This window comes from Aestuariicoccus sp. MJ-SS9 (genome assembly GCF_032586235.1).
Taxonomy (GTDB): domain Bacteria; phylum Pseudomonadota; class Alphaproteobacteria; order Rhodobacterales; family Rhodobacteraceae; genus Aestuariicoccus.
The window spans coordinates 1-18,362 of sequence record NZ_JAWHTD010000061.1 but is presented as its reverse complement, the minus strand read 5'-3'; the positions used below and the strand labels follow the sequence as shown (position 1 = coordinate 18,362).

Annotated in this window: 16 protein-coding genes and 1 pseudogene; 8 read left to right on the top strand and 9 right to left on the bottom strand. The window is 60.3% G+C overall.

Features of this window, described 5'->3' with window-relative positions:
• The first annotated feature begins 102 nt into the window (after positions 1–102).
• The 3 genes and pseudogenes from RXV88_RS21605 (at position 103) to RXV88_RS21595 (ending at position 904) form a co-directional block, all read left to right on the top strand.
• Positions 103–333 carry a type II toxin-antitoxin system prevent-host-death family antitoxin gene (locus tag RXV88_RS21605; protein ID WP_316295645.1) on the top strand — a complete coding sequence of 77 codons (231 nt, stop codon included), beginning with the start codon at positions 103–105 and terminating at the stop codon, positions 331–333.
• 66 nt (positions 334–399) lie between these two features.
• Positions 400–666: pseudogene (locus RXV88_RS21600) on the top strand (hypothetical protein); the annotation flags it as partial.
• Positions 605–904, top strand: a complete 300-nt coding sequence (locus tag RXV88_RS21595; protein ID WP_316295643.1) for an integrase core domain-containing protein — start codon at positions 605–607, stop codon at positions 902–904. The pseudogene RXV88_RS21600 and the gene RXV88_RS21595, both read left to right, overlap by 62 nt.
• A 139-nt stretch (positions 905–1,043) precedes the next feature.
• On the opposite strand, the gene RXV88_RS21590 is transcribed toward RXV88_RS21595, so the two are convergent.
• A complete protein-coding gene (locus RXV88_RS21590) occupies positions 1,044–1,643 on the bottom strand; it encodes a tetratricopeptide repeat protein (protein ID WP_316295641.1) in 600 nt (199 codons plus the stop codon).
• A gap of 124 nt (positions 1,644–1,767) precedes the next feature.
• On the bottom strand, positions 1,768–1,917 hold the full coding sequence (locus RXV88_RS21585) for a hypothetical protein (protein ID WP_316295638.1): 150 nt from the start codon (positions 1,915–1,917) through the stop codon (positions 1,768–1,770).
• A 674-nt stretch (positions 1,918–2,591) separates the two neighbouring features.
• Here RXV88_RS21585 and RXV88_RS21580 point away from each other — a divergent pair.
• Positions 2,592–2,801 (top strand): hypothetical protein, encoded by a 210-nt coding sequence (locus RXV88_RS21580; RefSeq protein ID WP_316295636.1) that lies wholly within the window; start codon positions 2,592–2,594, stop codon positions 2,799–2,801.
• A gap of 342 nt (positions 2,802–3,143) precedes the next feature.
• Here RXV88_RS21580 and RXV88_RS21575 read toward each other — a convergent pair whose 3' ends face one another.
• Together RXV88_RS21575 and RXV88_RS21570 are read right to left on the bottom strand one after the other, a co-directional pair.
• On the bottom strand, positions 3,144–4,145 hold the full coding sequence (locus RXV88_RS21575; RefSeq protein WP_316295634.1) for a serine hydrolase: 1,002 nt from the start codon (positions 4,143–4,145) through the stop codon (positions 3,144–3,146).
• A gap of 90 nt (positions 4,146–4,235) precedes the next feature.
• Positions 4,236–4,943 (bottom strand): IS6 family transposase, encoded by a 708-nt coding sequence (locus RXV88_RS21570; protein ID WP_316295633.1) that lies wholly within the window; start codon positions 4,941–4,943, stop codon positions 4,236–4,238.
• Between the two features lie 220 nt (positions 4,944–5,163).
• Between RXV88_RS21570 and RXV88_RS21565 the strand changes: the two genes are divergently transcribed.
• From RXV88_RS21565 to RXV88_RS21550, 4 genes are all read left to right on the top strand, one after another.
• Entirely contained in the window at positions 5,164–6,474 is a 1,311-nt protein-coding gene (locus RXV88_RS21565; RefSeq protein WP_316295630.1) for a lipopolysaccharide biosynthesis protein, read from the top strand.
• Positions 6,471–7,514 carry a sugar-transfer associated ATP-grasp domain-containing protein gene (locus RXV88_RS21560; RefSeq protein ID WP_316295628.1) on the top strand — a complete coding sequence of 348 codons (1,044 nt, stop codon included), beginning with the start codon at positions 6,471–6,473 and terminating at the stop codon, positions 7,512–7,514. The genes RXV88_RS21565 and RXV88_RS21560 overlap by 4 nt, the downstream gene beginning before the upstream one ends.
• Entirely contained in the window at positions 7,507–8,622 is a 1,116-nt protein-coding gene (locus RXV88_RS21555; RefSeq protein ID WP_316295626.1) for a glycosyltransferase family 4 protein, read from the top strand. The genes RXV88_RS21560 and RXV88_RS21555 overlap by 8 nt, the downstream gene beginning before the upstream one ends.
• A 62-nt stretch (positions 8,623–8,684) precedes the next feature.
• The gene (locus tag RXV88_RS21550; protein ID WP_316295625.1) at positions 8,685–10,088 is read left to right on the top strand and encodes a hypothetical protein; all 1,404 of its coding nucleotides are present in this window, start codon (positions 8,685–8,687) and stop codon (positions 10,086–10,088) included.
• Positions 10,089–10,094: 6 nt separating this feature from the next.
• On the opposite strand, the gene RXV88_RS21545 is transcribed toward RXV88_RS21550, so the two are convergent.
• The 5 genes from RXV88_RS21545 to RXV88_RS21525 form a co-directional block, all read right to left on the bottom strand.
• Positions 10,095–11,351, bottom strand: coding sequence for an O-antigen ligase family protein (locus RXV88_RS21545; protein ID WP_316295623.1), 1,257 nt, complete (start codon positions 11,349–11,351; stop codon positions 10,095–10,097).
• A gap of 3 nt (positions 11,352–11,354) precedes the next feature.
• Positions 11,355–13,475, bottom strand: coding sequence for a hypothetical protein (locus RXV88_RS21540; protein WP_316295621.1), 2,121 nt, complete (start codon positions 13,473–13,475; stop codon positions 11,355–11,357).
• 175 nt (positions 13,476–13,650) lie between these two features.
• Positions 13,651–14,340, bottom strand: a complete 690-nt coding sequence (locus RXV88_RS21535; RefSeq protein ID WP_316295619.1) for a sugar transferase — start codon at positions 14,338–14,340, stop codon at positions 13,651–13,653.
• An 864-nt stretch (positions 14,341–15,204) separates the two neighbouring features.
• Positions 15,205–15,516: a hypothetical protein gene (locus RXV88_RS21530; protein WP_316295617.1), complete on the bottom strand. Its 312-nt coding sequence runs from the start codon at positions 15,514–15,516 to the stop codon at positions 15,205–15,207.
• 368 nt (positions 15,517–15,884) lie between these two features.
• A partial coding sequence (locus RXV88_RS21525; protein ID WP_316295615.1) for a metallophosphoesterase occupies positions 15,885–18,362 on the bottom strand: 2,478 nt, incomplete at its 5' end.

Below are 18,362 nucleotides of genomic sequence, written 5' to 3'. Positions count from 1 at the left end.
TCTCTTCCCGCCAAACGAGTGCAGAAACCTCTTCAAGGCTGCCGGATATGTTGCAGATTAAATGGACGACGCTCTAACTTGGCCATATCCACGAGGCGCCCCATGCAATTCTCTGTCCACACCGCGAAAACGCAATTGTCCAGGCTGATCGACGCCGCGCTGGCGGGCGAAGAGGTCGTGATCGCCAAGGGCTCGAAACCGGTGGTGCGGCTGGTCCCGGTGGCGCAATCGGGGTTCCGGCTGGGGATGTGCAAAGGCCGGTTCGGCCCGCTGCCCGACTTCCTGGAGCCCGAACCCGAGGACATGCTGGAGGCCTGGGAAGGCGGCGCGTGAGCGCGGTTCTGCTCGATACCCATGTCTGGGTGTGGTCCTTTGCCGACGACAGCCTGCTGTCCGAGAGGGCGCGCGCGGCGACGCCGAACCTTGTGGATATCCGGCCAGATCGCGGTTCTCAAACGCACCAATAGCTTCCGCAACAAGTTCGAGCGCTACATCTCCAAGGATCGACACAACGCGCATCTGCGCGGCTGGGCCTACACCGCGATCGCGGCCAAGATCGCATGCACCGTACACGCCGTGGTCAATCACGGCGAACCCTATCTCCGTGCAGGGGCTTTGGTCTGTTTTTGGGGAGCTGAGCGACGGGAACCTCGGGAGGAATTCTGACAATATACCTTATTATATCAATGTCTTGAATGGTTTTTGGGTCTTAGAGATCACAGATTGCACCGATGGCTTCGAAGACCTCGGTGAAGGTTCATGGTTCCTGTCCACGGACGACGCTCGGGCTCGTATCAACAACTGGAGAATTGGCTACACCGAAACCAGGCCGCACTCATCGCTCGGAAACTTGACGCCGAGCGACTTTGCGGCCCAACTGAAGGAAACCCGAAAGGTCGCATGAAGACCGGAGCCGAAACGGGGTGAGCTCCAAACCGACCATGGATTAACAATCAACCTGGACCACCCAATGGGGGCTCATTACTGTATCCACCCTGATCCGCTACATAAGGATTTCTAACGGATCGCACTCGAAGGCTGTTTCACCAACCGCAGTTTTTATAATTGCTTTCCATACATCTACGAGCAGTACCTTGCGCTATGAAAATGTCATCGGACCGCAATGCTCTGGCCATGGCATCTCTTCGCCTAACCGCTTCGTCGCTACCGTTCGCCACGGCAATATTGTACCACATGTGCGCACGTACGAAGTCCTGTAGAAGGCCTTGACCTTTTTCGTACATTGACCCAAGAGCAAGCTGCGCCTCGGCTTCTCCCTGCTTTGCAGCTAGTCTTAACCACTTTAAAGCTTCGGAATAGTCCTGTGGAACTCCATAGCCGTTGCGATACATTACCGCGAGTGCGTACTGCCCGAATGCGTGTCCCTGATCGGCAGCAAGCTTGAACCACCTTAAAGCTTCAGCTTCATTCTGAGGAACGCCTTGGCCTTTCAGGTAAATGGCACCAAGAGCAAGTTGCGCCTTCGCGTCGCCCTGCTCAGCCAAAGGTTTGAACTCTTGAAACGCCGTAGCATAATTCCCCGCTTCATACGCGGCATTACCCTTATCGATGTCCTGTTGTGCCGAAGCGGCATGGCCAGACCAGGCAACCAAGACAACTGAAACCAAGCCTAAAATATTCATTTCTTCTATTCCTACTGGCCTCCCAAACATGCAGGGCGCAGCCCCATGGGTCAACAACGTCCCAGGCTCTGCAGATAGTTTTGAAGACTGGCACTCTAAAGTGCTCACTCGGCGGCTATGAGGGTCAACGCATGAACCAAAACACCAAGGATAAAGCGAGCACTCCACCCGCAAACCACCATAACCCCGGGCCACTAGTCAGGTGATGCAAGGTGTATTCCCAATCGCTCGTGCCGCCGGAAACACCATCAAGCAACAATCCATACTCGGCCATATCACCCTCCGCAAACGAAGAGGTTGCATCGTAACACAGGTTTTCTGAAGATGCAGGGTCACGGCGAACTACAGCCGCTTTGACAGCTGTCTCGGGATAGGTCTTGAGTCCATTTGGTCGGTAAATACATGGCGTCCAAAGTGGATTGTTCGCGCATGTGTTAGGCCCCGACGGCATGTCCCTAAGCCTAACCTAGACCGTTGCAAATTGTCCGAAAGCCATGGCTGTTCTGTCGGGTGCTTCGGATATCCAGAACCCCTTATTGGCCCGCCGTGACGCCATCAAGGGGTATTCACTTCATGGAAGTGTGACTCCGAAGGGAGAGCCTCGTCTCCTAATTCATCGTCTGTGGCGGACCCGGCAGGTCTAGGGCAAAGGCCTGACTTTGTGGCGCGTTAACGAATGCCAAGCCAAGTATCGCAAGCGTCACGAACAACGCAGTGAATACCAGCCCATTCAGGAGAACGCGCTGCACGGATCGAGCGATCCGGTTCCTCTCAAGATCAGCTGAGTAGACTGAATGCATCTGCTCTATCCTCATATTTTTTTGAGGATCACACGCAAATGGGGCGATTTTTGGGCGCCGTTAGTTAGACGAGCGAACTTCGGGGTCGCAGACATGTCTGTGGCGTTTTTTCGGCTGTCACTGGCACCGTGCGGGCATTCGCCAGGCCATGGAAGGCGAAGCCGCCCTCCGCGATGGCGCACGCGTTCTCCAACCGCCCTTCATGGAGATCCGGCAGGCCATGGCGACGTCCGCAGCGCGTCCGGCCGCCGCGGAGGTCCTTTACGAATTTCTCACGCACGCTCTGAAGGCGGGCCGTGTCGGTGACATTCTGGAACGGCATGGAGTGAACAAGAGCGCCGCGATCCTGCCTGACTGAGCACACAAGTCCGGCGTCTTTTAGAAAGCTGTTCCCTGCACAACTGCCAGTCTCGGAGCGTTGGACCTGCCGCGGTTTGGTGCCGCTCCTTTGTCAGCATGAAAAGCGACAAGACTTCCCGGTGTCCGACGGCCGGCACCGATCGGTTTCCAGGCGGCGAGATCGACCGGATCATCTTCGTCGCGTCGTGAAACCCTGACCGGAAACGGTACATTTCGGCGTTCACTCAGTTCCCGCTGATAGCGGCACGCTCGCTTGGCTTGCGCCTCGAAGCAGAGAGATCACTGGCATCGCGGAATCCTCACGGCTTTCGCCGCGCGCCGCAGAAATTGTGGTCTTTCATCAGGCCTCCAGAATGGGGCCTTCAAGCAGGTTCAGCAAGTCACCGAAATATCCGCCTGAGCGCGCCGGCCTCGTCGGATCCGACGTAATCGCCACTGCAAGCCTGCGTCCCGGATGCGCCGCTATCACTTGTCCGCCGTAGCCGCGCGCCAGGACGTAGCCGGAGCGCGTCAGGAACCAGCCGTAACCATAGCCCATTCCCGACCAGGGAGAATTCGCACGCACGACCATCGACGCATCGACCCAGTCACGCGACACCACCTGTTCGCCGTTGAAGACGCCACCATCGCGCATGAGCTTCGCGATCTTCAGCATGGCAGATGGTCGCAATGCCATTTCGTTTCCACCGAGGAAATACCCCTGCGGATCGCTCGTCCATGGCGGGATATCTATTCCGAGCGGCGCGCCAAGGCGTTGCCGAGCTTGCGCAAGTAAGCTCATACCCGTCGCCTCGGCCAGCACCGCGCCAAGGATATGCGTCGACCCGGTCGAATAGAGCATCCGCGTTCCGGGCTCGGCCACCATCGGGCGGCTCAGTGCATCGGCAAGCCAGTTGCGCGAACTGACCCAGCCGCCGTAATTCGCGCCCGAGGTCCGTTCGAGCCCTGCGCGCAACGTCACCAGATCCTCGAGCGTGATCCCCGCCGCACCGTCAGTTGCATCACGCGGCAGAAGGCGCGGGGCCACTTCACCCAAGGGCATATTGACCGACGCGACTTCGTCTCTGTCTATCGCTGCGCCCAAAAGCAAGGCCACTATACTCTTCGAGCAGGACTTGATGTTCGCAAAGCGGTTCAGGCCCGGCCCACGCGGCGCTTCGGCAAAGATGAGTTCGTCATTCCGAAGCACCTGCAAGGAATGCAATTGCGGCAGCGCCTCGATGGCGGTGCGCAAATCAAAGACTTGCGCGCGCAGTACGGCCGGCGCAGCCAACGTCGCGCAAGAGAGTATAAGAAATCCACGTCTTTTCATGCCGTAAAGCATGGTCGGTGAACGCTTCATGTCCAGCACCTTCGCTTCACTAATCCGTGGGTCAGGTGGTGCTAGCAGGCTAATTCGAACTAGTCTCCACAGGGACAGTAGACCTGTCCCTTATGTCACACAAAGGCCGCGCCACTCAGCGAGAGCGGCGGCGCGGTTCTGCTTGAAGATGGCTCTGGAGGAGAGGCTGCGCTCCGAGTTGAAATGGTTGAAGACCGAGGCGTGGACTGAGGCGAACATCTGCAAACTTCGCATCCGGCGGAAGCGCTGCATTGCCTGTTCTCGTCGTCGGAATGGCAAGTGGGAATTCTCCGCCCTGTTGTTGAGCCAGCGACCCGTTTCCTGCCGATCCGCCATGCCGATATCCCTCAACGCTGCACCATATGATCGGAGTTTATCGGTCACGATGACGGCCGGTCGACCATAACGCTTCATTGATTTCCTTAGGAACCTCAACGCCGCCTTCCTATCCCTCGTCTTAGTGACATAGCTTTCAAGCACCTCGCCTTCGTGATCGACGGCCCGCCACAAGTAATGGCGTTCGCCATTGATCTTCACGAACATCTCGTCCAGGTGCCATCGCCTTTGCGGCCAGGAGCGCAATCGCTCGGCGCGTTTCCGGCGGATCTCCGCGGCGAACATTGGCCCGAACCGGTGCCACCAGAACCGCACTGCCTCGTAGCTGACGTCGATGCCGCGTTCATGCAGCAGATCCTCCACGTTCCGCAGCGACAGCGGAAAACGAACATACATCATCACAGCGAGGCGGATGATTTCGGGGCTGCTGCGGAAACCCTTGAACTTGGTGGGTTTGGTCATATCCGGAAGCTAACCAGCGACCTGCCCCGCCTCAAGGACCATCCTTCTGACAAAACCCGCCTCAAGAAAAGTTCCTCTGACATGACCCGGCCACGTTGTCCCGCAGCCGCCCGGGCGCCCCCTCGCCACTTGATCTTCGGTTGCGAATGGTCATAGCGTGTCTTGCGGGTTTTGTGATTTCGGTCGGTGCGTAACCTCGGAACGACGCGCACGCGGGAGCGTGCATCAGCAGGCGCTGACGATCGTCGTCTTTCCAAGTAAAGGATCGGGGTTTCCCGGCATGTCTTTGTCTCTCAAGCGCAATATCAGCTTCGCCCTTCTGGGTCGGATCGTTTATGCACTGACGCAATTCGGGATTCTCGCTGCGGTCGCGCAGCTTGGCAAAGCGGAGGATGTCGGCGCACTGACGCTGGCGTCGTCCATCGTGACGCCGCTCTTCTTCTTGACCTCCATGGGCATGCGCGACGTGCACGCCGTTGACGATCTCGACGATTTCACTCGCGTCGACTACGTGGCGCTGCGGCTTCTCGGCAGCGCGGTCGCGGCGGCGCTGACAATGCTCGTGGTGGCGATTTTCTATCGCGATGCGCAGATGCTCGTCGTTGTCACGGTCTTCGGGTTCGTGCTGGTCAAGGCCGCCGGAGCGCAGATGAGCCTGAACCACGGCATTTTCCAGCGCGCGGAGCGGATGGACTACGAGGCGTTTTCCAACAGCGCACGCGGGATTTCGGCCTTCGTCGCGTTCCTCGTGGCCTTCTGGGCGACGCGCAACCTACCCCTGTCGCTAGTGGCCGAGGCGGTGATGATGGCGGTCGGGTATTTCGCAATCGATCGGAGGCTTCTTGACCGGATCGGCGCGCGGACCCGGATGTCCGAGCTGCGCCAGGTCGATCTGCGAAAAATCCTGCGGCTTGCCTGGTGGGTGATGCCCATCGGTATCGCGCTCTGGCTGACCCGTGGTGCGATCAGCGCGCCACCGATCGTGCTGGAATGGCATACCGATTTGGCCACGGTCGGCGTCTTCGGCGCGCTGGCCTACGTGCATTCGGCGCTGTCCATGGTCGCCAACACCATTGGCGGAGCCGCGGCGCCACGGCTGCGGCGGCATTACCGCAACGGTGATCGTACCGGCTACATGAGCCTTGCGAAGCGGCTGGCGCTGACCTCCACCGGGCTTGGCGTGGTAGCGGTGGTCGTCGCGTGGAGTATCGGAGAGCCGCTGTTGGGGCTCGTGTTCGGACAGGAATATCGCCAAGGCGAGCTTTTCACCCTGATCATGCTGGGAACCGCCATTTCCATCGCCGGAGCCCCCTTCGCGGCGGCGATCAATGCGAGCCAGTCGTTCCGTCGCAGACTGGTGACCGCTGTTGCGGTTTTTTCCGTCGCGGGCGTCGCCTCGGTCGTCATGATCCCCGACCTTGGCGCATTCGGCGCAGCCTGGGCGCTGGTTGCCCTGGCCGCGACACAGACCGGTTTGAACATTGTGATGCTTGGCTTCGTGATCAGGAACATGCCCAGGGCATCGGTATGAACACGACACGCGATCTCAAGGCCGCATTGAAAGCGGGCATTGCCCGCGCTGAGCTGATGCGCCTAACCCGCCGTAGCCGGGCGGAAGCGCGGGCGGGCCTCGCGGCGCTTGGGCGGGCGCGTGGCGGGCTCAATCCAAAGTTCGCCGCGAACGCCCAAGCCTATGCGCGCGACGTGCTGGGCTCGGAGCATCATGCGGAATGGTTGCAGCTTTACGCCGAATGCCAGAGGGTGTTTCGCGAGGGATGGTTCCCGGAGACCTATTACCATGAGAAGGTCCGCCCGCGGATCAATGGCCTTTATCACCGAATGGCCGAGTTCCGAGCCGCGAACACGCGATTGCTGGGAACCGAATGGGTACCAGATGCAGCATTCGTGGTGAATGGCCGGATGATGCGGCCCGACGGCACGACCATGCGCGCGGCCGAACTGCGCGAGATCGCGGAACGTTTCGTTTTCAAGCCAGATCATTCGGCTTTTGGGAAGGGGATCCGGTTTCTCGAGGTGCGAGAGCTTGACGGTCTCGACCTTGGCGCGCTTGGCAATGGCGTTCTTCAGCCTCTGATCCGGCCGCACGAGAGTTTCGCGGAGTTCGGAACCAGGGCGCTGGCGACACTGCGCATCGGCACGGTGTTGCAGACCGACGGCACGCCGGAGGTCCGGACGGCCTATCTCAAGCTTGGCCGCGCACGCGAAACACATGTCGTTGCCGCTAGCCAGGTGCGGGTGCCGGTGGACTGGGCGACCGGATCACTCTCGACCGAAGGATTCCTCGCCGATTGGCGGCCGATGACCGCCCATCCGGACACCGGGAGGGCGTTCGAGGGGCATCGTCTCGAGAATATCGCCGCCTGCACGGGGGCGGTTCTGGCGATGCACCGAAAGGTACCTTTCGCGCGGTATCTGTGCTGGGACGTGGTGGTCGATGCGTCGGGCGCGGTGCAACTGCTGGAGTGGGAAGGCGGCGTCGTGAGCTTTGCCGAAGCGACGCAGGGCCCCTGTTTCGCTGATCTAGGGTGGGAGGCCTCCGCCGATGGCTGAGAGACCGCGCCTGCTTTTCGTGGCCAACGGGATCTTGGGTTGGAAGACCTATTCCAGGCGGCTGGAAACAGTGCTGAGTGCACGCGATGACATCGAGCTGTCGGTACTCTGGCGCCGCCCGAATTCGCTGAGCACTCTGCCGGTCAAGCGCCATGACGGGCGCGGCTGGACCGAGGTCATCCGGCGGTTCGACCCGATCACGGCATATCGCGGCTACCTAGGGGCAGATATTCGCGCGGCTGTTCGGCGCCATCGCCCCGATCTCGTGCATTTCGCCGCGCATTGGCCGTCGGCTGCCCTGGGGGCGACGAATGATGGTCCTGCCGTAACGGCAGCGCTCGATTGCACCCGCGAGAATATCAATGCGTTGAAGGAACGGCGCTTGTGGTCAGAGGTGGAATGCCGACGTGAGAACGCGCTTTTTCACGCGGCGCGGCATCTATTCCCGATGAGCCACTGGGCGGCAAGGTCGCTCGAAGGCGATAGCGGGGTCGCCTCGGAGCGGATCACGATCATTCCACCCGCAGTCGACCTTTCGTTGTTCCATCCGCCCCTCGCGCACGATGGACCTGTCAACATCGTCTTTGTCGGCAATGATTTTCAGCGGAAAGGCGGGCCGGAACTCGTATCGTGGGTGCAAGGACCGCTCGCAGGAACCTGTCACCTGCACATCGTCTCGCATGATCCGGCGGCACGTGTGTCGGGTCCTCACGTGACCGCGCATGGCCCCCTGCCGCAGGAACACCTGTTCGGAAAAATCCTGCCGAGGATGGACATATTCTGTCTACCGACGGCGCTCGACATGTCGCCACAGGTCCTGGCCGAAGCCGCTGCCGCTGGCCTTCCGGCAGTGGCGAGCGACATCGGCGGGATTCCAGACCAGATCGTCGACGGGGAAACAGGTCTTCTGGTGCGCCCGGGGGAGCCCGGGGGCTATGTTTCCGCGCTGCGCATGCTGATCGACGACCCGGAGCGCCGTGCAGGCATGAAAAGGGCGGCGCGGGCACGGGCCGAGGCACATTTCGACGCTGCCAAGCTATTTTCGACGGTCGCCGACCGGCTTGCCGAACTGGCGCGGCACGACGGCGGGCGAGCGGAGACGACATGACCGGAGCGCGCCTTACAAAGGCTCAGTTGGCCGACCGCCTTGAACCCTTTCTCCTCGACCGCATGAAGGAGCGACGCGAGGGGTTTGCCCTGCGGCGCTTCACGCCCGGTCTGCATCACAATCGCTTCGACCTGGCGTTCAAGCTTGGCTATCTCGACGGGCGCGAGGTGGGCGGATCGGAATTTTTGCGCGGGCTTTACTCGTCGCACATCCGAGCGTTTTCGCTGGGTGAGATGTCTGAGCCCGGGAATGATCAAAAAACTGATCTCGACGCGTTTGTGACCGGCTTTGACGAGATCCTAGCGGACCTGCAGGAAAACGGCTTCGATCCCGAGCGAAGCCTAGTACCGCTTGCCAGCGACGGGTCGATCCTAAACGGCGCACACAGATGTGCCGCCGCCATGCAGTTAGGGATGGGGCTGACCGGGGTCGAGACCGGCCTGGATCCGGTCCGCTATGATTGGCGGTTTTTTCAGGCGCGGGGAATGACGCAGGAAGACCTCGACGCTGCGGCCATCGCCTATGTCCGCCACGCGCCGCAGGCGGCGATCGCGTTGCTTTGGCCGGCCGCCGGGCGGCGCGAGGGTGCGGTCGAGGATATACTCGGCGGCTTTGCCTACCGAAAGGACCTAAAACTGTCGGCGCGCGGTGCGCGGAACCTGCTGGCGCATGTCTACGCGAACGAGCCGTGGCTGGGCACGCCCGAGGAGGATTTCCCCGGGATCGACGCAAAGCTCATTCCCTGCTTTGCCGGGACCCAGCCGTTGCGTGCGCTGGTGTTCGACCGCGCCCCCGGAATGGACCTGATCGCCGAGAAGGATCGGGTGCGCGCGCTTTTCGGGATCGGCAAGCATTCGATCCATATCACGGACACGCATGAAGAGGCCGTCATGCTGGCTCGCATGCTTTTCAACCAACAAAGCGTCTTCGCGCTGGAACATGCGCAGCCTGCCCGTTTTCCGCAGGTCCGGACGATGGCGCTCGACCTCGCGTTATACCTGCGCGACGCGGGACAAAGCCCGGACGACGCAGTTATCGACAGCGGGATGGTGATGGGGCTTTTCGGTCTGCGTGCGCCGTCGGATATCGACTACCTCGCACCAGAGTCCGGTGCGCCGTCGGAGGCGTTCGAGTGGCACGACACGCAAAGGCACGGCGCCTTGATCGGGGACCTGATGTACGACCCCGAGAAACACTTTCATTTCTGGGGCATGCGCTTTGTCAGCCTGCCACAGATCGCGGCCATGAAAGCGTCGCGCATGGCGGGCCGCGATTCCGAGGATCTGGCGCAGATCGCGATGCTGCTTGACTCGCGGCCCGGGACAAGACGGATCAACGGGTTGATCTACGCGCTGCGCTTTGCCCGGTCACGCCTTCGCCACCGGCTAATTGCATTGCTTGTGGCGATGGGTGTCAAGGAGCAGGTCAAGATGCTGCGGGACCGGCTTCAGTCCCGCAACCGCTGAAGCGCCTCAAGCGCGCCGGAATAGTGCGATCTCGCCGCAGGCGAAGCCAAGCAGGACGAACAGGTGCCGCCAATGCAGCGAATCCACCGCTAGGCTATTGGCGAGTTGCCCGAGGATGATCGCGAAAATCATGATCCGGATCGGCAGCCGCGCATCGCGTCTGAAGAAAGACCCAAGCAGCATTGCCAAAATGCAGCCGATCGCGCCAAAGAAGCTCAGGAAGCTGAGCCAGCCGTTTTCGACGGCGACCTTTAGGTAGAGGTTGTGCGTTGCCAGATCGAAGGCGCTTTGGGCAAAATCATTTCGGCCGACATAGTGACCCGGGCCGATGCCCAGAGGCTCGGCGACGATCACGCCGAAGGCGTTTTCCCAGTTTTCGAAACGGTGGTCGTCGTAGCCCTGCAACCGGGCGCGATCGGCCAGGAACTGGGTCAGACCAAGCTCATCGAGCAGCAACGGCATGGCCACCAACATCGCGACGCTTGCAATCAGCAGCAGGATCAGGACCCACTTGATCTGTCGCCACGAGCGTCCGAACACCAGCATGCCAAATACGAATGTCGCCGCGGCGATTGCACTGTTGATCCAGGCCCCACGGGAAAAGGCCAAGAACATCATCAGAAGGATGAAGCCCGCGAGGGCAAACCCCATGAAGCGTCGCCTGGCGCTCTGGCAACACATGCGGCTGACAAGCAGCAGGCCAGCCGCCGACATGTAGGGGCCGAAGACATTTGGATCCTTGAAGAGCGGCGACAGGCGGAGGCCATCGTCGGATTTGAAATACAGCGTGGCCGGACCCGGCGCGACATGCAGCAGCGCCATCAGGCCGACGATCGCCGAAAAGGTTGCCCCGAGAATGAAGGCCCATTGCATGCGATCTGCCGCGGAACGCCCGAACAGCACATTGAAATGCACGAACACCGGCGGGATCAGCAGCAGGTAGAGGGTAATCAGAAAATACCGCAGGCCGAAGGTGACGACATGCGCCTGGTAGAGTGATATGACGCTGAGCACGACATAGGCGAGTAACAATCCGTAGACGAGATACAGGGACCGGGGGACGTAGAGCCTGCTGCCCGCCACGATTACCAGCAGTCCGAAGCCGAGGGCGAAGAACATATCGGTTGGAGCGGGTTCAATCACGACGACGAAACCCGTGACGAGACTTAGCAGGATCAGCGTGAATGCCGGAGCCTGTACTGACGCATCGCCTCGAAGCGCATTGCCCGGTGCGGGTTTTGCATATGTGGCTCCGCCCTGCATGGCTCAACCGCGTGCGGTTACCAGCACCGAGGCCAGCTGCCCGACGCCTTTGCGCAGGAACCTGTCGACGATCACCTGCGCATCCTCCCGACGCGTGCGGTTCTTCTCGACGATCAGAACCGCGAGATCCACATAACAGGCGAGGAAATACCCGATGGGAGATTCGTCCAGCGGTTTCGAAACCACGTTGATCAGGCTGTAGTCGCGGAACGCAGGCTGGGTGCGGCGCTTCTGCAAAAGCGACAACAGCTTTTCTTCCTTGCCCTCGATCTCGCCTTTCACGCGCAGGATATCGATGCCGGTGTCTTCGTTCCGCGCCATGACGACGGCGGGATCAAAGGTCTTTTCATCGAGAAGGTCCGCGATCGTGGCGCCAGGCGCATCCGGCTCGAGACCCGGGTCGTCGAGGCCGAACTCGAAGACCAGAACACGGTTGCCGGTGCGTGCCTCCATCTGGGCCGTGAGGTAGGCCATGGACAACGGGACGCGGTGACCGCTTGGCGCCACGAACAGAAAGGCCTTCTGCTGGGTGGCCCGAGTCTCGGCATAGAGCGATATCTGGATCTCCTGGACAGCCCGGAAAAGGCGACTGCCGGGCCGCCCGGCCTTGGTCAGGAGTTTTGGCAGATTGAGTCTTCGGTGCAGCGCGAGAGTACCCGCCAGGAACACACTCGGTAGCCGTTCGATATCGCGTTCGTTGCGGACGACCGGAAACGAGGCAGCGAGGAGCGCAGCAAGCAACGCGCCCACGAACACTCCCGACAGCCCGCCGAGACCGAGGAACATGCTGCGGTTCGGGAAGCTGACCGCGGTCGGCGGCTCGGCCTTGGAGATGACGTTCACATCGGGCAGGTAGGGCAGAATGACCCTTTCCGTCGCGTTTGCCTTTTGCTGGTCGAGCGTGGCCGCGTAGATGGCCTGCAGCGCCGATACCGTGCGTTCCTGATCCTTCAACTCGAGCCATTCTGTGGAGATCGAGTCGTATTGGGCTTCGGCTGCGTTCAAATCGGCATGGAGACGGTCGCGCTCGGACGATTTCATTTTGAGAATGGACAAGATCTCGGCGTGGACGGCTTGGATATCCGCGACGGCCACCGTGTCTGCGGAGAGCCGTTGGATCATTCGGGCCAATTCGGCAGACCCGTCCCGGGTGGTCTCTTCTGACAGCCAATCTTGAAGCTCGGCCCTCGCCATCGCGACGCTTTCGTTGTCGATCATCGACGTCAGCGTCAATGCCAAGCGCGCAAGCGCGTCGATCTCTGTCGTCAGGCGATCGCGTCGCTGCTGGATCGACTGGATCTGGACGATTAGGGAATCGAGCACCTGTTCGCCGTTTCGCGGCGCCGTCCGCATCTTCGTGCTGAGTTCGCGCTCTGCGGAGAGCGTCTCTTGCCGGAGCTCGCGCATCCTGTCATCGAGCCATGCCGTGGCGTCATCGACGGTGTCCCGCCCCCGATTGTCACGACTGGCAATGAAGAGCCTTGCCATCATGTCGGCGATCAGGGCCGCCTTCTGCGGGTTCTGGCTTTCCCCGGTTATTTGAAAAACGTAGGTGTCTCGGACCAACTTCACCCTGACCCGCTTCGACAGGTTTTCCGCGACCACGGCGCTCTGGATTTCGGCGGACGGAGCCGGATCGGCGTTGGCGCGTCTTCCCTTTGCATCGGGCTGCCAGGGATTGAACTCCGGATCCGATATGAGGTCGAGTGCTTCCACGACCGACTCGATGAAGGAAGACGACTTGAGGACTTCCATTTCCGTGTTCAGGACGACCTCCGTCGGAGCGACAACATCCGCCGGGAGGCCCGAGACCACGGCCTGACGACTGAAATCGAAGAGCAATTCCGTCGAGGAACGATAAACCGGCGTAACGTTTTGCAGTGCCCAGAGCGCGATGCCGATGCCGATGCTCGTTGTAATAAGAATGACTCCAACCCAGCGCCACATGTTCGCAATACCGTCGCTCAGAACCCCGCCAAGAGTTTCCTCGCGGGGACGCGGCAGATCGCTTCTTTTGATCCCGGCATTGATTGGGCGACTGGAACTCTGGACCTCTTCGCCGTCTTCGTGATCGGTCTGAAGCAGATCCCAGATGGGTTTCCTATCAATCAGATTGTATGACATACGCGCATTTCTATGGAATCTCTGTTCGGGCGTGGTGCCCGGCATAGTAATGGACGGGCGCGCGACCTTGGGCGCGTGGCGTCGGGGGCGCTCCGAGGAAACTGCGGGTCGGAACAGGTGCCTGGATAGGCCCGACACCGCGCCGAAGACGGGTCGGCCCTGCCGGTGATCCCGTTCAACACGAATCCTTCGATAGTACGAAGATCGTCCTCAGAATGATCTGGAGATCAGTCCAGAAAGACCAGTTATCGACATAGCTTAGGTCAAAGTCCACGCGCTCCTGGAAGGACGTGTTGCTACGGCCCGAGACCTGCCACAGACCGGTGATTCCCGGCCGCGTGCGCAGGTACTTCGGCGCCACGGGGCCGTACATCGGCACCTCTTCGGCGGTGACCGGACGGGGCCCCACGACGCTCATGTGCCCCAGCAACACGTTGATGAATTGCGGAAGTTCGTCGAGGCTCGACTTCCGAAGGAACGTACCGATGCCCGGAATGATGCGCGGGTCGCTGCGCAACTTGCGGGTCGCCAGGAACTCTTCACGCGCGTCGGAGTCGGCGGCAAGGAGTTCCTCAAGACGCTGCTCGGCGTCGGGATACATGGTCCGGAACTTGAGGCATGGAATGCGCGTACCCCCGTGGCCCACGCGCCAATGCACGAAAAAGGCCGGTCCGCCGGTCTGGGACCGGACGACCAACACAATGACGATCATCGGGACCAGAAAGCTTGCCAGGGCGACAAGCGAAAAGACGATGTCGAAGAGCCGTTTGGCAAGGCCGCCCAACGGCACGTCACCTTGAGTGGACGGCAGGAGATGGGCGAGGTCAGGGCTGACGGTTCTGGTCGAATGCTTCGAACTGTCCATAATTTCCTCGTAGTACAGTCAATCTTGAATTGTCCGCCCGAAAATATTGGGCGGGCTTTTTGTCCTTTTCAACTGCCCTGACCAGGTCTCGCTTTTTTAACCGTGCCTCATGCTCTTCCAGCCGTTCTGCCCTGTCATAGAGGAAAACGGCCGGATAGAACGGAATCTCGACCGAGGCGAAAGGACCTGTGCATATGCAGCACTCCATTGGCCATGACCGCGACCATGCCGCGGAACGTCGATCGAAGATTTTCCGGATTTCTTGTTTTTGGAGAGAGCCTCGTAATTCGCCCACAGATACAAACAAAGGGATCCCGCTCGAAAACGACCGGAGCAATGACGGAACCGGTGAACGACAGACACGCGATCGAATACTCGATCACCGCACCAGCAGCCCCCGATAACAATGTAATAACTCGAAAAAACATGCACAGACTCCCCTAGCATACGATGCTAGCATTTAGTTTGGGCACGGCAAGGCTTTCCGAAGTCTGTGAACGTTCGGACACAACTAAAAGAACCTTCCTAATAACAACAACAACCATATATTGAATATTTTGTGTTTTCCGTTTCAAATCTGGTCATTCCGTGACCATAGGCGCTGATTTGAATTCTACGATACGACGAGTTGTCCGGAAAAACTCTCCCAGAAAGAAAGTCGGTTATTCCAAAGTGAATCCTTGACAGAATCAGTCTGTCTCTCAGCCGAGTTGAGTCTCGCCTTCGCCGGCGACCGTTGTTCGGGCCGAGCTGCTCGACATTGACCTCAACTGCACGCCTCCGAATGCGCGCTCACATGCGATGCCCCGGCGCGCGGTGAGAGGCAAGATGCGTCGCCAAGCTGTTTCCTGAAAAGACGCCGCTTCAGAGGCTTCGCTTGACGTTCTCGGACGTCGCCTGCGCCGCGTCGCGCTTACCGTTGAAGAACGGTTTGTTCGACCGGTGATCCGTGACACCCAAAGGTGTGCCAAGATGCAGGAAAAACGCGAAGAGGAGCGATGCAAGCGGCCCGCTGACCAGAAACAGCACGATTACCGCGAGAACCGATCCACCGGACATCGCCATAAGAACCGCCGAAACCGTCGACACTACAGGACCTATGATCAATGTGCCCTTGGTTTTCATCATTTCCTCTAAACCTGCCTGGCCCCATTCAGCCCAACGCTCAGAGATCATTGAACCGCCTAATCGATTCCCCGCTTCCACTATTATGCGCTGACTACCACATTTAGTGCAAGAATATTTTCGCCGCACATCATATACTGTTGAGGGTTGTGCTATTGCCCATGTTGTACCCCGGCACCCTTTCGGCCAGAGCGATAACCCACCGAAATCATTCGCAATGCGCTCGTGCCAGGCGCTTTACAAGACCCTTGCAGCCAGATGTGACAAAATCATGGCAGAGAGCTTTTTAGGCGGATTTTTGCCGTGTCTCGCGGATCGAGTATTTTTTGGAGCCGATCCCGGTGTGATCCGCGACCGCAGCATCTCATACATGCTTGGAGGCACGGGAATGACATCGGGGGCCGGGCCGTGCAAGGAGATCAGGCGATCGTGAGGGACACGAAATCGTCGTCGTGCAATTGCGCGACCTGCACTTCTTCCAGCGTGATCTGAGTGCCGTCGACGAAAGAGGCGACAACACTGTTGCCGACATCCAGAGCGAACGCGGCAAAGCTACTGGCGCTGTCGATGCCGAAGTCCCTTAGGTCCAGCTGGTCCTCCGACCCCGCGCCCGCGACGAAATCGGCGACCACGTCATGCCCGCCACCTGTTGCAAAGACGAAATGGTCGTCGCCCAGATCGCCGATCAGCAGGTCATCCCCGGCCCCGCCGCTCAGCGTGTCGTCGCCGCGCAGGCCCCAGAGGTAATCCGCCTCCGCGCTGCCGATCATCAGGTCGTCGCCGCCTGGATCGAGCGGGCCGTTGTCCGTAGGTGTCTCGATGAAAAAGCTGTCGCGCAACGCGCCGTTGGAGGTAAGGAATTCGACCATCATGCCCGACGTGTGAACGGTGATGCGGTTGGCGCCCAGCTCCGTCGTGTAGTTGTTGCCACCGATACCTGTCGTTACATACCGCAAGCTCACTCCGTCGCCGTTGGCGTCCATCTCGAAGAGATCGAAGATGTGTTTGTGCCCGGCGAGCACTAGATCAGCGCCATAGCCTTCGTAATCCCAGCGCATGTCCTGGTACCCACTTCCATCGGAGAGGAAGGGAGGATGATGCAGGTATGTGACGTTGAACGCCGCGTTCGAAGCCGCGGTAGCCTCCGCGTACCATTGCGCCTGCAGGCTTGTCGGAGAAGTTCCGTCGGGTTCTTGGAAATTGCTGTTCAGCCCGAAGAAATGAACGCCGCCGACCTGGAAATCGAAATAGCGTTCGTTGTCCGGCAAAACAAAATAGTCGAAATAGTCGTTGATGTCACCGTCGCTGTATTCGTGGTTGCCGACGACCGGGAAGAAGCGATTGATGTCGCTGCCCGCCCCATAAGCGCCGACATAATCGCCGATGTAATCCGCGTAGTGCTGGCCGATTGCCTCGTCATAGGGGACACCGCCGTAATTGTTGTCACCGGTGGTCAGAATGAAATCGACGCTCCAGGAATCGACCAAGGCCGCCACGGCCACTTCGCCGGAGGGCTCGTTGTCGCCGTAGTCGCCGAATACCGCGAACTGCATCAGTTCCTCTTCGACCCGGATCTCGTAGCCGGCCAAGGCCGTGCTGCCGTCGCTCGACGTTGCCGTTACCTCGAGCGTGATTATCGGTTCCGCCGCGACGTCCAGCGTGCCCACGCCGGAGCGCGTTATGACTCCGGTGTCCGGATCGATGGCGAACCGGGCGTCGTCGACGCTATAGGTGACGGAATCGCCGGGTGTCGGGTCGATAGCCAAAGCGGTAATGCCGATTGCCGCCCCGGACATCGTGTCGGGGGAGACGACGCCGTAGCCCCCAGGATCTGGAATGAAGGCGACGTCGGATGTTGGCGTGATGGCGAAGACACGCGCATCGCTGCTGCCATCGGTCGACTCGGCGGTGACGGTCAGGAGAATCCTACCTGCAGGACCGAAATCCATGGTGCCGGCGTAGGCGCGGGTGACCATGCCGGTGACGGGATCGATGTCGAACCGATCATCCTCGATATGGTATGTAACGATGTCGCCTGGATCGGCATCCGTCGCCGCGGCTGTGATGCCGACCGCGGTTCCCGGTGCCGCGGTCACTTCGATGACATTGGGCGTCGCGTCGGCGTCCGGGACCGCGTCGAAGGCCACGCGCGCGTTGCCCGCATCGGGCAGGATGTATTCGAAGTGCAGAAGCGGCGCGTTCGAAGACGTCCCCTCACGGCTGTCCGCGGTCCGTGTCCCGATCCCGGTTAGCACCAACACAACGTCAGCCAACCCGCCGTACCCCTCCTGCGCCACGATTTCCTGAAGGATCGGTGCAAGGTCGGGTGTGCGTTGCGCTTCACCGACCTCGCCGACCGTATTCCAGTCCTCCGGCGCCCAGCTGACACGAGCGTCCGTCGCCGCGCGCGACGAGATATCGAAGGCCTGGGTTCCGAAAGCCGCAGCGTTGAAGGAGGTGTCGCCCCAGATCTGCAGCGAGACGTAGCCCGTACTGACCTCGTCGGTCCGGAACTGCACCCAGGCCGTGGTGATGATCGCGCCCTGGGGAATGTAAAGGTCGGGAAACCGCAGTCCGATGTGCTGGGGGCCATAGCGATCCTCGGCCAGCTCAAGATCGCTGCTGGTGATGTACATCTCGCCCGTGTCGCGTTCTTCGGCATCGTCGCCGCCAGACGTGATCCGGGCCTGGGCGACCGTCACAGCGGGAGGGTCACTGTCGAGCGTGGTGAAGCTCAGGCTCGCCTGCGCCGCCGGGTTGCCCGCCGAATCGCTCACGTCCGCCGTCAGCGCATAGCTCTGCCCGTCCGGCAGCCCCGAGAGATCGACGCCCGAGAGGCTCCAGGCGCCGCCCGAGACCACCGTCGTGCCGCTCCAGACCAGCGTGCCCGCACCGTC